The organism is Streptomyces sp. NPDC017940 (assembly GCF_044328435.1).
In the GTDB taxonomy this organism is placed as follows: domain Bacteria; phylum Actinomycetota; class Actinomycetes; order Streptomycetales; family Streptomycetaceae; genus Streptomyces.
The window spans coordinates 666,795-684,407 of sequence record NZ_JBIRHJ010000004.1 but is presented as its reverse complement, the minus strand read 5'-3'; the positions used below and the strand labels follow the sequence as shown (position 1 = coordinate 684,407).

Annotated in this window: 22 protein-coding genes; 11 read left to right on the top strand and 11 right to left on the bottom strand. The window is 72.6% G+C overall.

Annotated features, from left to right (window positions below; genetic code table 11):
- Positions 1 to 8 precede the first annotated feature (8 nt).
- Together ACH4DX_RS17360 and ACH4DX_RS17355 are read right to left on the bottom strand one after the other, a co-directional pair.
- Entirely contained in the window at positions 9 to 644 is a 636-nt protein-coding gene (locus tag ACH4DX_RS17360; protein WP_398155701.1) for a histone deacetylase, read from the bottom strand.
- Between the two features lie 220 nt (positions 645 to 864).
- Positions 865 to 1,482 carry a TetR/AcrR family transcriptional regulator gene (locus tag ACH4DX_RS17355; RefSeq protein ID WP_398155700.1) on the bottom strand — a complete coding sequence of 206 codons (618 nt, stop codon included), beginning with the start codon at positions 1,480 to 1,482 and terminating at the stop codon, positions 865 to 867.
- 209 nt (positions 1,483 to 1,691) lie between these two features.
- Here ACH4DX_RS17355 and ACH4DX_RS17350 point away from each other — a divergent pair, with 209 nt between their 5' ends.
- On the top strand, positions 1,692 to 1,928 hold the full coding sequence (locus ACH4DX_RS17350; protein WP_398155699.1) for a DUF2630 family protein: 237 nt from the start codon (positions 1,692 to 1,694) through the stop codon (positions 1,926 to 1,928).
- Here the strand turns inward: ACH4DX_RS17350 and ACH4DX_RS17345 are convergent.
- The 5 genes from ACH4DX_RS17345 to ACH4DX_RS17325 form a co-directional block, all read right to left on the bottom strand.
- Entirely contained in the window at positions 1,925 to 2,644 is a 720-nt protein-coding gene (locus ACH4DX_RS17345; protein ID WP_398155698.1) for an HAD family hydrolase, read from the bottom strand. The genes ACH4DX_RS17350 and ACH4DX_RS17345 overlap by 4 nt on opposite strands.
- A gap of 90 nt (positions 2,645 to 2,734) precedes the next feature.
- Positions 2,735 to 3,430, bottom strand: a complete 696-nt coding sequence (locus ACH4DX_RS17340) for a phosphatase PAP2 family protein (RefSeq protein WP_398155697.1) — start codon at positions 3,428 to 3,430, stop codon at positions 2,735 to 2,737.
- A 63-nt stretch (positions 3,431 to 3,493) separates the two neighbouring features.
- On the bottom strand, positions 3,494 to 4,429 hold the full coding sequence (locus ACH4DX_RS17335; protein ID WP_398118388.1) for a M56 family metallopeptidase: 936 nt from the start codon (positions 4,427 to 4,429) through the stop codon (positions 3,494 to 3,496).
- Positions 4,430 to 4,528: 99 nt separating this feature from the next.
- Positions 4,529 to 5,104: a DUF5134 domain-containing protein gene (locus tag ACH4DX_RS17330; RefSeq protein WP_398155696.1), complete on the bottom strand. Its 576-nt coding sequence runs from the start codon at positions 5,102 to 5,104 to the stop codon at positions 4,529 to 4,531.
- A gap of 110 nt (positions 5,105 to 5,214) precedes the next feature.
- Positions 5,215 to 5,601, bottom strand: coding sequence for a VOC family protein (locus tag ACH4DX_RS17325; RefSeq protein ID WP_398155695.1), 387 nt, complete (start codon positions 5,599 to 5,601; stop codon positions 5,215 to 5,217).
- Positions 5,602 to 5,684: 83 nt separating this feature from the next.
- On the opposite strand from ACH4DX_RS17325, the gene ACH4DX_RS17320 reads away from it, so the two are divergent.
- Entirely contained in the window at positions 5,685 to 6,239 is a 555-nt protein-coding gene (locus ACH4DX_RS17320) for a GNAT family N-acetyltransferase (protein WP_398155694.1), read from the top strand.
- A gap of 88 nt (positions 6,240 to 6,327) precedes the next feature.
- Here the strand turns inward: ACH4DX_RS17320 and ACH4DX_RS17315 are convergent, their stop codons facing one another.
- Together ACH4DX_RS17315 and ACH4DX_RS17310 are read right to left on the bottom strand one after the other, a co-directional pair.
- Complete coding sequence (locus tag ACH4DX_RS17315; RefSeq protein WP_398155827.1) at positions 6,328 to 7,011, bottom strand: glycerophosphodiester phosphodiesterase; 684 nt, start codon at positions 7,009 to 7,011, stop codon at positions 6,328 to 6,330.
- A gap of 75 nt (positions 7,012 to 7,086) precedes the next feature.
- Positions 7,087 to 7,212, bottom strand: coding sequence for a hypothetical protein (locus tag ACH4DX_RS17310; protein ID WP_398118397.1), 126 nt, complete (start codon positions 7,210 to 7,212; stop codon positions 7,087 to 7,089).
- Between the two features lie 334 nt (positions 7,213 to 7,546).
- On the opposite strand from ACH4DX_RS17310, the gene ACH4DX_RS17305 reads away from it, so the two are divergent.
- From ACH4DX_RS17305 to ACH4DX_RS17285, 5 genes are all read left to right on the top strand, one after another.
- Positions 7,547 to 8,950 (top strand): DUF6421 family protein, encoded by a 1,404-nt coding sequence (locus tag ACH4DX_RS17305; protein ID WP_398155693.1) that lies wholly within the window; start codon positions 7,547 to 7,549, stop codon positions 8,948 to 8,950.
- A gap of 26 nt (positions 8,951 to 8,976) precedes the next feature.
- A complete protein-coding gene (locus ACH4DX_RS17300; protein WP_398118401.1) occupies positions 8,977 to 9,717 on the top strand; it encodes an SDR family NAD(P)-dependent oxidoreductase in 741 nt (246 codons plus the stop codon).
- A complete protein-coding gene (locus ACH4DX_RS17295; protein WP_398155826.1) occupies positions 9,714 to 10,784 on the top strand; it encodes a threonine aldolase family protein in 1,071 nt (356 codons plus the stop codon). The genes ACH4DX_RS17300 and ACH4DX_RS17295 overlap by 4 nt, the downstream gene beginning before the upstream one ends.
- Positions 10,785 to 10,898: 114 nt before the next feature.
- Complete coding sequence (locus tag ACH4DX_RS17290; RefSeq protein ID WP_398155692.1) at positions 10,899 to 11,522, top strand: transglutaminase domain-containing protein; 624 nt, start codon at positions 10,899 to 10,901, stop codon at positions 11,520 to 11,522.
- Between the two features lie 50 nt (positions 11,523 to 11,572).
- Positions 11,573 to 12,262, top strand: coding sequence for a B3/4 domain-containing protein (locus ACH4DX_RS17285; protein ID WP_398118405.1), 690 nt, complete (start codon positions 11,573 to 11,575; stop codon positions 12,260 to 12,262).
- 104 nt (positions 12,263 to 12,366) lie between these two features.
- On the opposite strand, the gene ACH4DX_RS17280 is transcribed toward ACH4DX_RS17285, so the two are convergent.
- On the bottom strand, positions 12,367 to 13,095 hold the full coding sequence (locus tag ACH4DX_RS17280; protein WP_398118407.1) for a lysophospholipid acyltransferase family protein: 729 nt from the start codon (positions 13,093 to 13,095) through the stop codon (positions 12,367 to 12,369).
- 263 nt (positions 13,096 to 13,358) lie between these two features.
- Here ACH4DX_RS17280 and ACH4DX_RS17275 point away from each other — a divergent pair, with 263 nt between their 5' ends.
- The 4 genes from ACH4DX_RS17275 (at position 13,359) to ACH4DX_RS17260 (ending at position 16,504) form a co-directional block, all read left to right on the top strand.
- Entirely contained in the window at positions 13,359 to 13,700 is a 342-nt protein-coding gene (locus tag ACH4DX_RS17275; protein WP_398118408.1) for a TlpA family protein disulfide reductase, read from the top strand.
- Positions 13,701 to 13,822: 122 nt separating this feature from the next.
- The gene (locus tag ACH4DX_RS17270) at positions 13,823 to 14,422 is read left to right on the top strand and encodes a flavin reductase (RefSeq protein WP_398155825.1); all 600 of its coding nucleotides are present in this window, start codon (positions 13,823 to 13,825) and stop codon (positions 14,420 to 14,422) included.
- 229 nt (positions 14,423 to 14,651) lie between these two features.
- Positions 14,652 to 15,440 carry an electron transfer flavoprotein subunit beta/FixA family protein gene (locus tag ACH4DX_RS17265; RefSeq protein WP_398118412.1) on the top strand — a complete coding sequence of 263 codons (789 nt, stop codon included), beginning with the start codon at positions 14,652 to 14,654 and terminating at the stop codon, positions 15,438 to 15,440.
- Positions 15,441 to 15,541: 101 nt separating this feature from the next.
- Positions 15,542 to 16,504 (top strand): electron transfer flavoprotein subunit alpha/FixB family protein, encoded by a 963-nt coding sequence (locus tag ACH4DX_RS17260; protein WP_398118413.1) that lies wholly within the window; start codon positions 15,542 to 15,544, stop codon positions 16,502 to 16,504.
- Between the two features lie 109 nt (positions 16,505 to 16,613).
- Here the strand turns inward: ACH4DX_RS17260 and ACH4DX_RS17255 are convergent, their stop codons facing one another.
- Complete coding sequence (locus ACH4DX_RS17255) at positions 16,614 to 17,519, bottom strand: endonuclease/exonuclease/phosphatase family protein (RefSeq protein ID WP_398118415.1); 906 nt, start codon at positions 17,517 to 17,519, stop codon at positions 16,614 to 16,616.
- Between the last annotated feature and the right edge of the window lie 94 nt (positions 17,520 to 17,613).

Below are 17,613 nucleotides of genomic sequence, written 5' to 3'. Positions count from 1 at the left end.
CCGGCAGCTCAGTCCGGCAGCAGTTCCGCCACCTGCCGCGGCGTCCACCGGCCCGCGGCTCCCGGGCACCCCGCGAGGTAGGAGGTCACCGCGTCCCTGTCCCACGCGGCGGCCTCCAGGAGTCCCTCGGCCAGCTGGCGGAGGTAACCGGCCGCCGGGGCGTTGAGGGGGACGTCCCCCGACGACCACGGCGCGGTGAAGGTGAGCACCGGGAAGCCGTCCAGGGTCCCGGGGCACACCAGCGTCTCGTACCTGCCGGGGCCGAGCCGGGCCCTGCCGTGCCGCAGCGCCGGCGCCAGATCGGGTCCCGTGCCCGGCGCCCGGTACATCTCCTGGGCGGCGATGTCACGGAACTGCTCCGCGGTCAGCAGATGGGCGCGCGCGTACACCCGTCCCCGCGCGCCCGGGTCGTAGAAGGCCCTGCCGCCCGACCAGAGCGCCGACTCCGTCGCGAAGTACACCGCCCCCCGGAGCTCCACGGGCACCGACCGCCGCGGCGGACGCGGGTCCCGGCAGCCGGGGCAGTCGAGGGCCGTCCCGGGGGGCCGGCCGCCCACCAGGTAGTGCGTGAGACGCTCCAGGCGCGTGTTGGAGCCGTAGGCCGCGTACCAGACCAGCTCGGGCACCTCGGGCGTCTCGGGCACCTCAGAGGCTTCAGGCCCCTCGGGCTCCGACGGCGCCCCCGGCAGTCGCTCCTGAATCGTCCGTACGCGGTTCATCCGCACCCCGTCCACGAGTCCGAGACCCCGTCCTCGCCCACGTCTGGTCCTGCTCCTGCTCCTCGTCCTCGTCTGGTCCTGGTCCTGGTCCTGGTCCTCAGAATGATCCTGCCTCCGGTCCTCGTCCGGGAATGGTCCCGCACGTCTAGACCCGGCCCTCGGGCGGCTCCGCGCTCGGCGGGGCGCCGCGCCGCCACTCCAGGTCGTAGCGCTGGAAGAGTTCGGCGCGCAGGACGTCGAAGGGCATCGGCGCGCCGGGGATGAGCAGGGCGAAGACGGCACCCATCAACAGCGCCCGCAGCATGCGGTAGTCCGTCTCCGACTCCGCGGAGCCGTGCCGGGACACCGCCTCGCGCAGCAGGAAGGCGAGCCGCTGCTGCTCCGGGCACTGCACGAAGCCCTCGGCCTGGAGGATGCCCGCCATATGGGTGCGCATCAGCACCGGCCGGTCTTTCGCGAGGCCGAGGATCGCGTCGATGGCGCGGGCGAGCAGCTCGTCCCCGTCCTCCGTGCGGGGCTCCCTCTCGAGGGCGGCCTGGAGCGTCAGATGCATCAGGCGGTGTACGGCCGACTGGAGGAGCTGCCGTTTGCCCGGGAAGTAGTACGACACGAGACCACGGGCCGAACCCGCCCGGTCGGCGATGTCCGCGAGGGTCGTGGCCTCGTAACCCCGCTCGCCGACCAGCTCGACCGTCGCCTGGAGGAGCCGCTCCCTGGAACGTCGGCGCAACTCTTCATTGACCGATTGGCTTCGCGGGGACATCCTGTAACTCCTGCGTTGACTGGCTCAGAGCCAATATACTCAGGGAGCCCCGGCCCCGCCGTCATGGGCCGGTGCCGCCTGGGGCAGGCAACACCGCGGGGGAGTGTTGCCTGCCCTCGGGTCGGCGTGGACGGGAGCCTTCGTGCTCTCCTCGCGGATCCGGCTCGGCCTCCTTAGAGTTGCTCGGGGGGCCGAGGAGGCGCTTGGACATGGATCAAGAGCAGATTCTGGCGCGGATCGCGGAGATGGTCGACGCCGAGAAGACCCTGCGGGAGTCGCTCGCGTCCGGAGCGATCGACGAGGCGACGGAACGGGCCCGCCTCGCCGTCCTGGAACGCGATCTCGATCAGTGCTGGGACCTGCTGCGCAGGCGGCGGGCCGCGGCCGCCTCCGGTGGCGACCCCGGCGCCGTGCGGGCGCGGCCGGTGGCACAGGTCGAGAACTAGCGCGCCCCCGCACCTCCGACGAGCCCGAGCACGGCCCGCAGCGCGTCGGGCCGCCGATCCACCGGCAGATGGTCCACGAAGTGCACCGCGCAGCCCAGCACGGCCGCGCCGCCGTCCGCGCCCCGGTCGTCACCCACCATCAGCGTGTCCCGCGGCGCGACACCGAGGCCGTCGCAGGCGAGGGCGAACAGCCGCGCGTCCGGCTTCTGCACGGCGTGCTCGTACGACAGGACGTACGCGTCGACGTACGGCGCCAGGCCATGGGCGTCGAAGACGGGCCGCAGATCCCACCCGATGTTGCTGACGACACCCACGCGCACGCCGAGTGTCCGAAGCCCGCGCAGGACCTCGCGCGCGTCGGCGTAGGGACGCCAGGCCTCCGGTGTCCGATGGCGCTCGTACAGGGCGTCGACCAGCGCGGGATCCGGCAGTGCCACCGTCCGGGCGAGGCCCGTGTACGCCGCCCGGTGCAGCTCAGCGCTCTCGTCGCGCCGCCCCCACAGCTCCACGAGGTGCTCGGGTACGCCGACCGCGCCGAGCCTGGGCGAGCCCCCCGGCAGCGCGCCCGCCCGGTCGAGCGCGACCACGAGCCGCGCCACCTCGTCATCCGGCAGCGCCAGGCCGCTCCCGGCGAGCGTGCCGCGCAGCCAGGACGCGGTGGACTCGATGCGGAACAAGGTTCCCGAGAAGTCGAAGAGCACGCCCTTGAACGCCATGCCGAAGATCCTCCGGGACCGGCGGGACAGGGGTCAAGGACACCGCGCCGGACAAGGGGGGCGGCGGAGCGAGCCACCGCCGCCGGGGCGTCAGGCGGGCCCGCCGCGCCCCGGACGCTGATCCTCGGGCACGAGGTGCTCGTACGCCGCCACGGCGAGCGCCACCGTCAGCGCCCCGAGCAGCCAGCCCTCGACGACGTCCGACATCCAGTGCACCCCGAGCCACACCCGGGTCAGTCCCACGCCGACCACGGACACCGCCGCCGCGGCGAGCCCCGCACGCCACATCAGGGCGTCCGCCCCGTACAACCGCATCAGCCACAGCAGCAGCCCGCACACCACGGTGGCCGTCATCGCGTGCCCCGAGGGGAACGCCGCGAAGTGCGCGGAGTCCACCGGGTCCGGCCACGTCGGCCGGTCCCGCCCCACGGCCGCCTTCAGGCCCTGCTGCACCAGTGTGCCGAGCAGACAGGTGGCCGCGAGCCAGCCCGCGAGCAGCCACGCACGGTGCCGTGCCACCAGCCAGAGCACGACGGCGGCGCACAGGGCGCGCATCGTCCACGGGTCCCACACCCAGTCCGTCAGGATGCGTGCCGTCCTGGTCGGCCCGTCGTGCGCCACGGCCCAGCGGTGCGTGGTCCTCGCGATGTCGCCGTCGAGGCCGAGCAGCGGCCCCCACTCGGCGGCCACCAGGGCGAGCAGCAGCACGGTCGGTACGGCGAGGAACAGGGCGGCGCGGGGGGCGGCGAAGGCGCGCGCGGTCGTCGGCGAGAGTGCGGAACGCATGCCGTGATCCTTGCCGATGGTGGGCGGTGAAACCTGTTCGACGCCGATGGAGGGGGGAGAGAGTCAGCCGAGTGCGCGAAGCGCCGGGACGAAGGCCACGAACAGCGGAACGACGGGCACGAGCGCCGCGGCCGCCGTCAGCCGCAGCCGCCGCCCCGCCGTGAGCCGCGGACGGGCCGAGAGCAGCCGGTGGACGCGCTGCGGCACATGGGCGTGGTGGGTGCTCGGGCAGGGCCCGAACACACCCCGGTGTTCGTTCAGCTCCACGAGCGCGAGAGCGATGGTGAGGCGGCCGAAGCGGCGCGAGGCCACGTCGTCCGCGGCCAGCTCGACCAGGCGGTGCATCTCGTCACGGAACGCGGCGAACACCGGGACCTGCGGGAAGCCCGCCGCGAGCGCGCCCGAGCAGTGCAGGAGCCAGTCGTGCCTGGCCTGCGCGTGCCCCTGCTCGTGGGCGAGCACCGCATCGAGCTGACGGCCTTTCAGGCGGCGCAACGCGGCGGTGGTGATGACCAGTTGGGGTGCGGCACCGGGCAGCCACCAGGCGTCGGGCCGCTCGCCCTCCAGGACCACGAGCCGGTCGGCGCCCGGCTCCTCGCCGGGCAACAGCGGGGCCCGCACCACGAGTTCGGCGCGGCGCCGGGCGCGGCGGGCCTTCGCCCTCGCGATCTCGCGGGTGAGCATCGCACCGGTCCACACGCCGCCGCAGGCGAGCACCACGGCCGTCACCGTCGCCCACGGGGTCGGGCCGAGCGCGTACGCCTCGACCACACCGCTCGGCGCGGGTGCGAAGAGATGGCCGCGGACCGCCTGCCAGGCGGCGGCCGCGCTGAACGTCATCGACAGGGCGCAGCACAGCAGGACGGCGGCCACCACGCACTGCCACACCCACAGCGCGACCACGGGTTCGCGCTCGACCCACTCCGCCCGCGCGAGCAATCTGGGGGCGAGGACGGCGGTCAGCGCGCCCAACAGCATCAGCGCGACGGGGACCATCATGGGGCAACCCTATGAGGGGCGCGGCACACGGCGGTACGGTCAGCCACCGCAAGTGACGTACGCCACGACGGAACCGGCTCCGGTGTACACGTAAACCTCTCAGAGCGCCAGCAGCATCGCGAGCATCCCCATGCTCATCGTCAGGCGGCAGACCAGGACCAGCTCCGGCCGGTCGGCCCAGCCCACGACCGCCCCCAGCGGCGGACGGCCGCGCCCGCCCGCGCTCACGGCCCCGCCCGCCGGTGCCAGCCGCGCGCCGGACAGGAGCACGTGCCCGGCGAAGTACAGGAGCAGCGCCCCCGTCACCGCGGGTGTCCCCGCGCCACCGTGCCCGGCCGCGTGCCCGCCCGGGGTCGTGACCATCGCCGCCGACATGTACACCATCGCCAGCGCGCCCACGGCGTGGTGCAGATGGCGCGGCCCGCTCCCGGTCGGCCACGCCATCCGAAGGCCGGCCGCCGCGAACACCGCCGCGTACCCGAGCCACACCGCGCGCGGCGGGTCGAGCACGGCCGCGGGCACCGCCATCACGGCCATGCCGAACCCCATCAGCGCCTCGCCGCCCGCGGTGCGCCGCTGCTCCTCGGCACCGCTGCGCATGCGCAGCAGGCAGTAGGCGCCGCTCGCCGCGCAGAGCACCACGAGCAGCCAGCTCGCCGACCCCGGTCCGTGCATGGAGCACCTCCCCGCTCGCGGGCATGCCGTCGTGAGGGTCGATGCCCGGCCGCGGGGCGGCGTACGGGAGCGCACGGAGGTACGGCGGGAGCGCGAGAGGGCCCCCGCGCTCAGGGCCGGTACCGCAGCGGGTGGTCCGCCGGGACCTCCACCACCGCGATCCGGGTGCCGTCCGGGTCCGCGATCCACATCTCGACCAGGCCCCACGGCTCCTCGACCGGTGGGCGCAGGATCCGTACGCCCCGCCCCGCCAGCTCCTCGTGCGCGGCCGTCACGTCGGCCACCTGGAGCCACAGGCGCACCGCGGGTGACGGGGGCTCCTCGGCGCGGCCGGAGACCTCCAGGAAGCCACCGCCGAGGAAGTAGACCGTGCCGCGCTCGGGTCCCGTGCCGAACTCGCGGTACACGGCCAGGCCCAGAGCGCCGCCGTAGAACGCGCGGGACCGCTCGGGGTCGGTGGGGCGGAGCAGGATCCTGCTGCTGAGTACGTGCACCATGTGGCCGCACCCTAGTGCCGCGTTACGCTCGGCGTGCGCGTGGCGATGCGCCGCCGCGGCACCGGAGATCGGAGACCCGCCCCATGCACACCGCCCCGCGTCCGAGCACCCACGGCGACCTGACCTTCCGGGACGCCGTCGAGGCCGATGTCGACGCCCTTGTCGCGCTCGTCGAGTCGGCGTACCGCGGGGACGACAGCAGGGCCGGATGGACGACCGAGGCGGACATCCTGGAGGGGCAGCGCACCGACCCCGAGGGTGTCGCGGCCATCATCGCGTCGCCGGACAGCAAGCTGCTCGCCGTACAGCGCGCGGACCGCACCGTCGCCTGCTGCCACCTGGAACACCGCGGTGAGCACGCCTACTTCGGGATGTTCGCCGTGAGCCCCGAGCTCCAGGGCGCGGGTCTCGGCAAGGTCATCATGGCGGAGGCGGAGCGGACGGCGCACGAGACGTGGGGCGTGCGCGAGATGCACATGACCGTGATCTCCGTACGCGAGGAGCTCATCGCCTGGTACGAGCGGCGCGGCTACCGCCGTACGGGAAAAATGACCCCCTTCCCGTACGGCGACGAGCGCTTCGGCATCCCGCAGCGCGACGACCTCCAGTTCGAACTCCTGGTCAAGGAGATCGGCTGACCGCCGCACGCGGATCCGATGCCGCACGCGGCGCTCGGGCCACGCGAGGCGCTCGGGCCACGCGCGGTCCTCGGGCCACGCGCGGCTCTCAGGCGGTGAAGCGGCCCGTGCGCTTGATCTCCGGGTAGTCGGTCGTCGCGCCGTCCAGCTGGAGGGCGCGTACGAGCCGCAGGTCGTCCTGGGTGTTCACGACCCAGCCGATGATCCGCAGCTCGGCCGCGCGCGCATGCTCCACGATCTCCAGCGTCAGGCGCCGGATGTTCAGTACGAGCGCGCCGGCGCCGACCGCCGTGGCGCGCTCCACGACGTCCGTGCCGTACCGGCTGGCGACGAGCGCGGTCCGTACGCCGGGCACGAGCCGGGTGATCTCGGCGAGCGCCTCGTCGTGGAAGGAGAGCACCTCGACGCGGCCGGTCAGATCGCGTCCGTTCATGACCTCGGCGAGCGCGCGGGCGGCCGCCACATCCTTGATCTCGGCCTGGAGCGGCGCCGTGACGGCGTCGAGCACCTCCTCGAAGACGGGGACGCGCTCGCCGTCGCCGGCGTCGAGGTCGCGCAGCTCGGCCAGCGTCTTGTCGGCGACGGCGCCTTCGCCGTCGGTGGTGCGGCCCACATCGGCGTCGTGCATGACGACGAGGGCGCCGTCCTTGCTCAGATGCAGGTCGAGTTCGAGGATGTCGAGACCCGCGGCCTGCGCGGCGACGAACGAACGCAGGGTGTTCTCGGGCTCGACACCCATGACACCGCGATGACCGATGGTGACGAAGTTCAAGGTCCACTCGCTTCCGTCGACGGCGGCTCGGATGCCCGTGGTGCGGCGGCCCACGACCACGCGGCAGGCCGCAGCCTAATCGCCCGCCTCCGCGACGGGACGGTGCCCGCGCGACGGAGCGGAGTCGTCCGCTCTGGTGCCGACGATGCCGAGGACGAGCCCGGTGATGACTGCGGCGACCAGGACGGCGCGGGTGCTCAAGGGTTCGCGGCCTCTCTCGGACGGTACGGGTTTGCCCGGCCCGTCCTACCGCCGTGGCCCCTGTGATCGCGAGCGGCCTCACCCGTGGGTGGGCGCGTCGCCACGGAGTTGACCCGGGCCCCTGTCGCTGCCCTCCGGCTTCCCCGGGCCCCGCGTAGGCGCCCGTACCGCCCGGGAAACGGAGACAGAAGCGATCGCTGCGGCCGTAACGGAAAGGAAAAACAGCGGCGAGGTAGGGGGTGCGGCAGGATAATTTCCCGGATCGCCTCTTGTGGCCGAGAACCTCGCACCCATACGGTGTCCATACGCGAGGTTCTCCCGTGGAGGATGGGTCATGACGGAAATTCTTGTGCAGACGGTGACAGAGGGCGTGGGTGGCCACGCCGATGGACGAGTGGTGGACCACCCGGCCTGGCCGGAACTCAAGAGTGCCGTGGAAGACATCAGGCCCTGGCAGTCCAAGGACGGGTCGATCGACTTCGAGCGTGAGGGCGCCCCGTCGCGTGCCGCGGCCGAGCGTGCGGTCGGCCGTGCGATCTCCGCGGTGGAGAGGCTCGCTCCGCTGCTCCCGCACGACGAGGCGTATCACAGGGCCCTGACGGCCGATCTGCGCCGCTGGGCCGACGAGGGCTTCCAGGTGCCGGACTTCCTGGACTCGCTGCTCGCCTTCCAGCCCGCGGCCCGCCGCGAGGACGGCCTGCAACACCTCGTGCTCTTCCCGATGTACACGCAGAACGGCAACCCCGACCGCAACTTCGAGGCGGTCGTGCTGCGCATGGTGTGGCCCGAATGGCTCGCGGAGCTCGAGCGCACGCGCTACGACAACCCGCTGTTCTGCGGCATCACCTTCGAGGACTTCACCGCCGGTTACGACACGAACTCCGCCGTCCTCTTCCCCGAGACGATCGCGGTGCGCGAGGCCCCCGAGCGCTTCACCTGGGGCGGCATCTTCTGCGACCGCGAGGCGGCCCGCTTCCGGCGCGTCACCGGGGCGGCCGTGGACATCCTGGGGATCTCGCTGCCCGCCGACGTCCGCGCGATGCTCGACGACCAGGACCGCTGCCAGGAGGCCTTCGTCCTGTGGGACATGGTCCACGACCGCACCCACAGCCACGGCGACCTGCCGTTCGACCCCTTCATGATCAAGCAGCGGCAGCCGTTCTGGATGTACGGCCTCGAAGAGCTGCGCTGTGACCTCACCGCCTTCAAGGAGGCCGTGAAGCTGGAGGCCGACGGTGTGTCCCAGGCCCGCGACGTGCAGTACGCGGTGCTCTTCGACCGGATGTTCCGCTTCCCCGTCACGGGTGAGCGCGTACGCAACTACGACGGCCTCGGCGGCCAGTTGCTCTTCGCCTACCTGCACAAGCACGACGTCGTCCGCTGGACCGACAACAAGCTGCGGATCGACTGGGAGCGCGCGCCCCAGGTCACCAACCAGCTCTGCGCCGAGATAGAGAACCTCTACCGCGACGGCATCGACCGCCCGAAGCTGGTCCACTGGCTCGCCGGGTACGAGCTGGTCTCGACGTACCTCTCCCCGCACCCCGGCTCCCGCTGGGCCAAGGGCCCCGACGCCCTGGACACCTCGCTGCCGTCGCGGAAACTGGTCGACGAGGTGCTTCCCGACGAGTTTCCGCTCAGCATGTTCTATGAGGCGCTCTCCAAGAAGCTGAAGGCCGTGATCGCCTCCACCCAGGGGATCACCGCGGGCTCGGGAGCCGAGAAGGTCGCCGCGTGAGCGGCCGCACCAAGGAGGCGAGGACCATGTCCGCACTCGAGGGAGCCGTAGTCGCGGTCGCCGGGGCCGCAGGTCCCGCGGGCCGTGCGACGCTGCTCAGGCTCGCGGAGGCCGGCGCGACCGTCGTGGCGTCCGACGCCGACGCCGCCCGCCTCGCGGAGGCCGTGGACGCGGCCCGGTACGCGCACGGCGGCGCCACCGTCACCGGTGACACCGTCGACCTGCTCGACCTGGACGCGGCCCGCGCCTGGGCCGACCGCACGGAGAAGGAGTTCGGCCGGATCGACGGCCTGGTGCACCTCGTGGGCGGCTGGCGCGGCAGCGCGTCCTTCGCCGAGACCGACCTCGGCGACTGGGACGTCCTGGAAAACCTGCTGATCCGCACCGTCCAGCACACCTCGCTCGCCTTCCAGGAGGGCTTGCAGCGCAGCGACCGCGGCCGGTACCTGCTGATCAGCGCCGCGGGCGCGTCGAAGCCGACCGCGGGCAACGCGGCGTACGCGGCGGCCAAGGCGGCGGCGGAGGCCTGGACGCTGGCGCTCGGCGACGCCTTCCGCAAGGCCGGGGGCGAGGACGGGCCGCGGGCGGCGGCTGCCATCCTGGTGGTGAAGGCGCTGGTGCACGACGCGATGCGGGCGGAGCGGCCGAGCGCGAAGTTCGCGGGCTTCACCGACGTCGAGGAGCTGGCCGAGGCCATCGCCGGAGTCTGGGAGCGGCCCGCCGAGGAAGTGAACGGAAACCGTCTGTGGCTGACCGAGAAGCCGTGAACCCGCCCAGGACCGACGCGCGCAGGCACCATGACCCGGCGACCCGCGGCTTCGCGAGCGACAACTACGCCGGCGCGCATCCGGAGGTCCTCGCCGCCCTCGCCGTCGCCAACGGCGGCCATCAGATCGCCTACGGCGAGGACGACTACACCGCCCACCTCCAGCAGGTGGTACGCGGGCACTTCGGCGCGGGCGCGGAGGCCTTCCCGGTCTTCAACGGCACCGGCGCCAACATCGTCGCCCTCCAGTCGGTCACCGACCGCTGGGGCGCGGTGATCTGCGCGGAGAGCGCGCACATCAACGTCGACGAGGGCGGTGCGCCCGAGAAGGTCGCGGGCATCAAGCTCCTCACCGTGCCGACGCCCGACGGCAAGCTCACCCCCGAGCTCATCGACCGGCAGGCGTTCGGCTGGGAGGACGAGCACCGCGCGATGCCGCAGGTCGTCTCGCTCGCCCAGAACACCGAACTCGGCACCCTCTACACCCCGGACGAGATCCGCGCCGTCGTCGAGCACGCCCACGGCCTCGGCATGCTGGTGCACCTCGACGGGGCGCGGATAGCCAACGCCGCCGCGTCCCTCGACGTCCCCATGCGGACGTTCACGAACGCGGTCGGCGTCGACATCCTCTCGCTCGGCGGGACGAAGAACGGCGCGCTGTTCGGCGAGGCCGTGGTCGTCCTGAACCACGACGCGGTGCGGCACATGAAGCACCTGCGCAAGCTGTCCATGCAGCTCGCCTCCAAGATGCGGTTCGTCTCCGTGCAGTTCGAGGCGCTGCTCGCCAAGGACCTGTGGCTGCGCAACGCCCGGCACGCCAACGAGATGGCCCAGCGCCTCGCCGAGGGCGTCCGCGCGGTGCACGGCGTGGAGATCCTCTACCCGGTGCAGGCCAACGCCGTCTTCGCACGTCTGCCGCACGACGTCAGCGAGCGGTTGCAGAAGCGCTTCCGGTTCTACTTCTGGGACGAGGCGGCCGGAGACGTCCGCTGGATGTGCGCTTTCGACACCACCGAGGACGACGTGGACGCCTTCGTGGCGGCGCTGAAGGAAGAGATGGCGCGCTAGCCGCACCGTCCGCACCCTCGGCGTTCTGCATGTTGCCTGGGTGTGTTGCATGGGTATGCGGCCGATCGAAAAGTCATTGACCGGCGATCGGCCGCGTTCCTATGCTCGCCGTCCATGGAGCTGATCCAGAACACCCCGGACCTCTCGGCGTATCTCGCCGCGGACGACGTCATCGACCACACGCATCCCCTGGTGCGGGACACGGCGGCCCGGCTGGCCGCGGTCTCCGCCGACTCCTACGCATACGCCCGCGCCGCCTTCGAGTTCGTCCGCGACACCGTCCCGCACTCCGCGGACGCCGGTGACATGCGGGTCACCTGGCGTGCCTCCGACGTCCTCGCCCAGCGCACCGGCATCTGTCACGCCAAGGCGCACGCGCTCGCCGCGCTCCTGCGCGCCGAGGACATCCCCACGGCGCTGTGCTACCAGCGCCTGACGCGCGACGACAGCAGCGGGTTCGTCCTGCACGGCCTGGTCGCCGTACGTCTCGACGGCGCCTGGCACCGGCAGGACTGCCGCGGCAACAAGGCGGGCGTGGACGCGCAGTTCTCCCTGACCGGCGAGCGCCTGGCGTTCCCCGTGGACACCGCGGCCGGAGAGGCCGATCACCCGACGCTGTTCGCCGCACCCCACCCCGTGGTCCTCGACGCCCTCATGCGCGCTCCCGACCGGTCGTACCTGTGGAAGACCCTGCCCGGCGACCTGCCCCTGCCCGAAGAGTTCAGTGGAGTGCACTGACTGGTCCCCTATACTGTACTTCCGTCGAATCCCGCGAACCAAGGCAGACCATGACGCTCACCCTCACCGTGTCCGACGAGGTGCGTACGCTCGCGCCCGGCTTCTCCCATGTCGCGATCGAGGCGTACGACCTCGTCAACGGCCCGAGCACGGACGGCACGTCGGCGCTGCTCGACGACGCCGCCCGCCGCCTCGCCGCCCGCCTCGACGGGCGCGCCCCGCACGAGGACCCGCACATGGTCGCCTGGCGCGCCGCGTACACGGCCTTCGGCGCCAAGCCCTCGCGCACGCGCAACTCCGCCGAGGCGCTGGCCAGGCGGGCGCTCGCGGACGGGGGCCTGCCGCGCATCAACGCGCTCGTCGATGTCTACAACGCGATCAGCGTGGCCCGCCTCGTCCCCGTCGGCGGCGAGGACCTCGACCTCGTCGAGGGCGGCATGCGGCTCGTGCGCGCGAGCGGCGACGAGGACTTCGTGACCGCCGCGGCCGGGGAGCGTGCCGTCGAGCACCCCGAGCCCGGTGAGGTCGTCTGGTGCGACGAGCGGGGCGTCACGTGCCGCCGCTGGAACTGGCGGCAGGGGCCCCGCACCCGGCTCACCGAGGAGAGCGTGAACGCGATCTTCCTGCTCGAGGGCATGGGTCCGGAGGCGGGCCTGGAAGCGGCGGGCGCCGAACTCGCCGAACTGCTCGCGAAGGTCAGCCCGGGGGCGCGCGTCACCGTGCACCCGCCCGTCGGCTGAGCCGGCCCGCGCCGGGCCCTGACCCTGGCTCGCGCCGGGCCCTGACCCTGGCCCAGGCCGTGGCCCTGGCCCTGGTCCGTCGTGCCTGGTCCGGCCCCGGCGGCTCAGCCCGCCTCGGCCGCGCGGACCTCGGCCGGAGTCGGGGCCGTGCCGCCGAGGTGGGCCGGCATCCACCAGCTGTCCTCCGTGCCCTTGGGGCGCACGGGGTAGGCGCGCTGCGCGGCCTCCAGGAGCTCCTGGCAGGCCTCGCGCAGCCTGCGGGTGATCGCGCCCGCGTACTGGTCCTTCGGCGCCTCGATGCCCTCGCCGACGCGGATCGTGATCGGGATGTGCTGCCGCCGGAAGTTGCGAGGGTGCCCCTTGGTCCACACCCGCTGGGTGCCCCACAGCGCCATCGGGATCAGCGGGACACCGGCCTCCTGGGCGAGGCGCGCGGCGCCCGACTTGAAGGACTTCAGCGTGAACGACTGCGAGATCGTCGCCTCGGGGAAGACGCCGACGATCTCGCCGGAGCGCAGCGACTCCAGGGCGTGGGCGTAGGCCGTCTCACCCTGCTTGCGGTCCACCGGGATGTGCTTCATGCCCCGCATCAGAGGGCCCGAGATCCTGTGGCGGAACACCGACTCCTTGGCCATGAAGCGCACCAGGCGCTTCTGGGGCAGCGCCGCGAGGCCGTCGAAGACGAAGTCCAGGTAGCTGATGTGATTGCTGACCAGGACCGCCCCGCCCGCACGGGGAATGTTCTCGGAACCCTTGCAGTCGATCTTCAGGTCCAGGGCCTTGAAGAGGGTCTTGGCGGCGCCGATGACCGGTCGGTAGACGAGTTCTGCCATGGGTGGGGAGGGCCCTTCGTCTCTGCCAGATGAGCGGCCTGGCACAAAGCTAAGTTACGGAGCCGTAGGGTCTACGGCTCCGCCAGATGGTGCCCCAAGAACGAGCGGCAGACCAGCGGTGGTGCCCGTATCTCAGGAGATTCTCGTCACGTCGGAATCTTTTCGCGGGTACGGGTGCTCCAAGTAAAGACGTATGCGGTGCCCCGGGGCCAGGGGCGGGTCGACGCTCCCGCGGGGGGTGGTGAAGGGTGTCGAAAGGTGGGATGGACGTGGGGAGGGACGTGACGGGAGCGAGCGGTGAACGGCTCGGAGCGAGTGAACTCGGGGCGGAGCTCGGCGCGAAGGCCACCCTCGTGCAGTTCTCCAGCGCGTTCTGCCAGCCGTGCCGCGCCACGCGGCGGGTCCTCGCGGACGTCGCCGCCATGGTGCCCGGTGTCGCGCACGTGGAGATCGACGCGGAGGGCGCCCTCGGCCTCGTCCGCGCGCTGCGCGTCGACAGCACGCCGACGGTCCTCGTGCTCGACGCCGCCGGCCGTGTCGTGCGGCGCGCGGCGGGGCAGCCCCGCAAGGCGGATGTGATCGCGGCACTGGGGGCGGCGGTTTGAACCACGCCCCGACGGTGACACGTGCCCCCGTGCCCACTTCCGCCCCCGCGGCGTCCCGCGCCCCGGTACGGGACTGCGCCTCGGCGGCGTCCCACGCCCCGGTACGGGCCTGCCCTTCGGCGGTGCCCCGCGCCCCGGTGCGGGACCGTGCCTGTCCGGCGCCCCCCGCCCTGGTACGGGACCGTGCCTCTCCGGTGCCTTGTGCCCTGGTGCCGGACTGCGTCTCCCCGCCGGACTGCGCCTCTGCGCCGAACCGTGTCTCTGCGCCGGACTGTGCCTCAGTGCGGGACCGTGCCCCGGTGCGGGACCGCGCCTTCGCGCCGGACCGTGTCTCTGCGCCGGACCATGCCTCGGTGCGGGTTCGTGCCCTCGGGCCGGACCGCGCTTCCGAGCCGGACCGTGCCCCCGAGCCGGACCGTGCCCCCGAGCCGGACCGCGCCCCAGTGCCGGACCCCGCGCCGCGCAAACACCAGCGGGACCTCGCCGCCACCTTCGCGCGCAGCGGCGCCGACCGCTTCGGCGCCCCCACGCGCTGGTTCGAAGGACCGCACGGCGTGCCCGTGCTGCACGGTGTGCTCGCGTGGCTGGTGTGCCGGATCGTGGCGCGGGTGCCGGCCGGTGACCACCGGGTGGTGCTCGCCGAGGCCGTCGTCGGTGACCCCGCGGGGGCGGGCCGCCCGCTGCTCTACCACCAGGGCCGCTTCAACGCGCTGCGCGACTGAACGCCGCCGGTGACGGCGGTGCGCACGGTTACGGAGCGTTGCGAAGGTCACAGTTCAAAGCGCTTGCTCAGGGGGAAAGTACTGGGTGTACTCATGAGTAATATTCCGGTGGGAGCGGCGGCCGCCCCGACCGGGATCCGCCGCTTGAGGCGCATATGCTGCCTGGTGGAAGGCAGTAGCCGTTGCCAAGGCAGCAGCCCAGTAATGACGATGCAGTAGGAGAGCCGGCGTGAGCTTGAGGATCGTTGTCTGTGTGAAGTACGTGCCCGACGCCACCGGCGACCGGCACTTCGCCGAGGACCTGACCGTCGACCGCGACGACGTGGACGGTCTGCTCTCGGAGCTCGACGAGTACGCGGTCGAGCAGGCCTTGCAGATCAAGGAGGCGGCGGACGACGACGCCGAGATCACGGTCCTCACCGTCGGTCCCGAGGACGCCAAGGACGCGCTGCGCAAGGCCCTTTCCATGGGCGCCGACAAGGCCGTCCACGTCGAGGACGACGACCTGCACGGCACGGACGTCATGGGCACCTCGCTGGTCCTCGCCAAGGCCGTCGAGGAGACCGGCTACGACCTCGTCGTCGCCGGCATGGCCTCGACGGACGGCACCATGGGCGTGCTGCCCGCGATCCTCGCAGAGCGCCTGGGCGTTCCGCAGGTCACGCTGCTCTCCGAGGTCTCCGTGGAAGGCGGTGTCGTCAAGGGCCGCCGCGACGGCGACAGCGCGTCGGAGCAGCTGGAGGCGTCCCTGCCCGCCGTCGTGTCCGTGACGGACCAGTCGGGCGAGGCCCGTTACCCGTCCTTCAAGGGCATCATGGCCGCCAAGAAGAAGCCGGTGAAGTCGCTCGACCTGGACGACCTGGACATCGACGCCGAGACCGTCGGCCTCGAGGGCGCCTGGACCAAGGTCGAGTCCGCGTCCGAGCGTCCCGCGCGCACCGCGGGCACGATCGTCAAGGACGAGGGCGAGGGCGGCAAGCAGCTCGCGGCCTACCTCGCGGAGCAGAAGTTCATCTAACCGCTGCCGCGCGGGCCAGAAGCTCTCCTGGGCTTCGAGCTCCCCACCCACCGCACGTTCTTCATTGGCGTTCTTCCGTACCCGCAGGAGATTGAAGTCCCATGGCTGAAGTTCTCGTCTACGTCGACCACGTCGACGGCGCCGTCCGCAAGCCCACCCTGGAGCTGCTCACGCTGGCCCGCCGCATCGGCGAGCCCGTCGCCGTCGCCCTCGGGGCCGGTGCCGAGGCCACCGCCGCCACGCTCGCCGAGCACGGCGCGGTGAAGGTCCTCACCGCCGACGCCCCCGAGTTCGCCGACTACCTGGTCGTACCGAAGGTGGACGCGCTACAGGCGGCGCACGCCGCCGTGTCCCCGGCCGCGGTGCTCGTGCCGTCGTCCGCCGAGGGCAAGGAGATCGCGGCGCGCCTCGCGGTCCGCATCGAGTCCGGCATCATCACCGACGCCATCGACCTGGAGGCCGGTGCCGAGGGCCCGGTTGCGACGCAGTCCGTGTTCGCGGCCGCGTTCACCACCAAGTCCCGGATCAGCAAGGGCACCCCGGTCATCACCGTGAAGCCCAACTCGGCCCCCGTCGAGGCCGCCCCGGCCGCGGGTGCGGTCGAGGCCCTCGCCGTGTCCTTCTCGGAGCAGGCGACCGGGACCAAGGTCACGTCGCGCACCCCGCGCGAGTCGACCGGACGCCCCGAGCTGACCGAGGCCGCGATCGTGGTCTCCGGCGGCCGCGGTGTCAACGGCGCCGAGAACTTCGCGATCATCGAGGCGCTCGCCGACTCGCTCGGTGCCGCCGTCGGCGCCTCCCGCGCCGCCGTCGACGCCGGCTGGTACCCGCACTCCAACCAGGTCGGCCAGACCGGCAAGTCGGTGTCGCCGCAGCTGTACGTCGCCTCCGGCATCTCCGGCGCGATCCAGCACCGCGCCGGCATGCAGACCTCGAAGACCATCGTGGCCGTCAACAAGGACGCCGAGGCCCCGATCTTCGACCTGGTCGACTACGGCGTGGTCGGCGACCTCTTCGAGGTCGTCCCGCAGCTGACCGAAGAGGTCAAGTCCCGTAAGGGCTGAGCCCGTCGGGCCGCGGGAGCGCCGGGTCCTCGGGCTCTCCCGGCACCCGCCGCCCCGGCAGGTCCGGGCCCCCGTCGCCGCCGAGTGCGGAGGCGGGGGCCCTGTGCGTTCACAGCGTGAGGCTGGCCTGCACCGGCAGATGGTCGCTCGGGAACTGGCCGTCGAGCGAGAACGTGTTGATCGCGGCGGCGTGCACCCGCGCCGCCGGGGTCGCGAGGATCCAGTCGATGCGGTCGCCGTCGGGCACGAGCGGCTTGTAGCCGTGGAACGTGGCGTACTGCTTGCTGCGCTCGTCCGCGGCGTCCCAGGTGTCGACGAGGCCGGCGTCCAGCATGGTGTCGTACACCGGATTCCGGTGGGCCGCGACGTTGAAGTCCCCCGTCACGATCAGGGGCAGGGACCGGTCGAGGACCGTGATGCGGTCGGCGATCAGACGCGCGGCACGCGTGCGTGCGTACTGGCTGTGATTGTCCAGGTGGGTGTTGAGGAAGTAGAACTCGTCGTCCGTGCGCCGGTCCAGGAAGCGGACCCAGGTCACCATGCGGATCGAGCCGCCGCCCCAGGTGTTGGAGCCGATCACGTCCGGCGTGTCCGAGAGCCAGAAGTGGTCGTAGGCCACGGGCAGCAGCCTGCGCCGGTCGTAGAAGACCGTCATGAACTCGTCGCGGCTGCCGCCCGCGCGGCCCGTGCCGACCCAGTCGTAGTCCTTGCCCAGGTCCTCGGCGATGTCGAGGACCTGCCCGTACAGGCCCTCCTGGGAGCCCACCACGTGCGGCCGCGCCCGGCGGAGCAGCTCCCGCGTCACGGGCCTGCGGTCGGCCCAGGTGTTGGGCGGCGTCGCGCCGGCGTAGCGGAGGTTGAAGGACATCACCTCCAGACGGCGGCCGGGGCGCTGGGTGGCGTGGGCGGGCGTGGCCGCGAGGGCGGTGGCGAGCAGCGGGACCGTGACGGCGGCCGCCGCGGCCGCCGCGGTCTGCAAGCCGGAGCGGCGGGTCACTCGGGTGTCGGTCGGCACGCGGTCTCCTTCGGTCGGGCGCGCGGTGGGGCCGAATTCGCGGTGGGGCCAGGATCGTGTCTCGGGCGGAGCCGGGCGAGGGTCCCCGCGGGGC

Bases quoted from the DNA above. Each gene is read 5' to 3' on its own strand.
- ACH4DX_RS17350 (WP_398155699.1), top strand. From the start codon at position 1,692: ATGGATCAAGAGCAGATTCTGGCGCGGATCGCGGAGATGGTCGACGCC.
- ACH4DX_RS17320 (WP_398155694.1), top strand. From the start codon at position 5,685: ATGCACACCGCCCCGCGTCCGAGCACCCACGGCGACCTGACCTTCCGG.
- ACH4DX_RS17340 (WP_398155697.1), bottom strand. From the start codon at position 3,430: ATGCGTTCCGCACTCTCGCCGACGACCGCGCGCGCCTTCGCCGCCCCC.
- ACH4DX_RS17280 (WP_398118407.1), bottom strand. From the start codon at position 13,095: ATGGCAGAACTCGTCTACCGACCGGTCATCGGCGCCGCCAAGACCCTC.
- ACH4DX_RS17300 (WP_398118401.1), top strand. From the start codon at position 8,977: ATGTCCGCACTCGAGGGAGCCGTAGTCGCGGTCGCCGGGGCCGCAGGT.
- ACH4DX_RS17305 (WP_398155693.1), top strand. From the start codon at position 7,547: ATGACGGAAATTCTTGTGCAGACGGTGACAGAGGGCGTGGGTGGCCAC.
- ACH4DX_RS17345 (WP_398155698.1), bottom strand. From the start codon at position 2,644: ATGGCGTTCAAGGGCGTGCTCTTCGACTTCTCGGGAACCTTGTTCCGC.
- ACH4DX_RS17330 (WP_398155696.1), bottom strand. From the start codon at position 5,104: ATGCACGGACCGGGGTCGGCGAGCTGGCTGCTCGTGGTGCTCTGCGCG.
- ACH4DX_RS17260 (WP_398118413.1), top strand. From the start codon at position 15,542: ATGGCTGAAGTTCTCGTCTACGTCGACCACGTCGACGGCGCCGTCCGC.
- ACH4DX_RS17275 (WP_398118408.1), top strand. From the start codon at position 13,359: ATGGACGTGGGGAGGGACGTGACGGGAGCGAGCGGTGAACGGCTCGGA.
- ACH4DX_RS17285 (WP_398118405.1), top strand. From the start codon at position 11,573: ATGACGCTCACCCTCACCGTGTCCGACGAGGTGCGTACGCTCGCGCCC.
- ACH4DX_RS17290 (WP_398155692.1), top strand. From the start codon at position 10,899: ATGGAGCTGATCCAGAACACCCCGGACCTCTCGGCGTATCTCGCCGCG.
- ACH4DX_RS17325 (WP_398155695.1), bottom strand. From the start codon at position 5,601: ATGGTGCACGTACTCAGCAGCAGGATCCTGCTCCGCCCCACCGACCCC.
- ACH4DX_RS17335 (WP_398118388.1), bottom strand. From the start codon at position 4,429: ATGATGGTCCCCGTCGCGCTGATGCTGTTGGGCGCGCTGACCGCCGTC.
- ACH4DX_RS17355 (WP_398155700.1), bottom strand. From the start codon at position 1,482: ATGTCCCCGCGAAGCCAATCGGTCAATGAAGAGTTGCGCCGACGTTCC.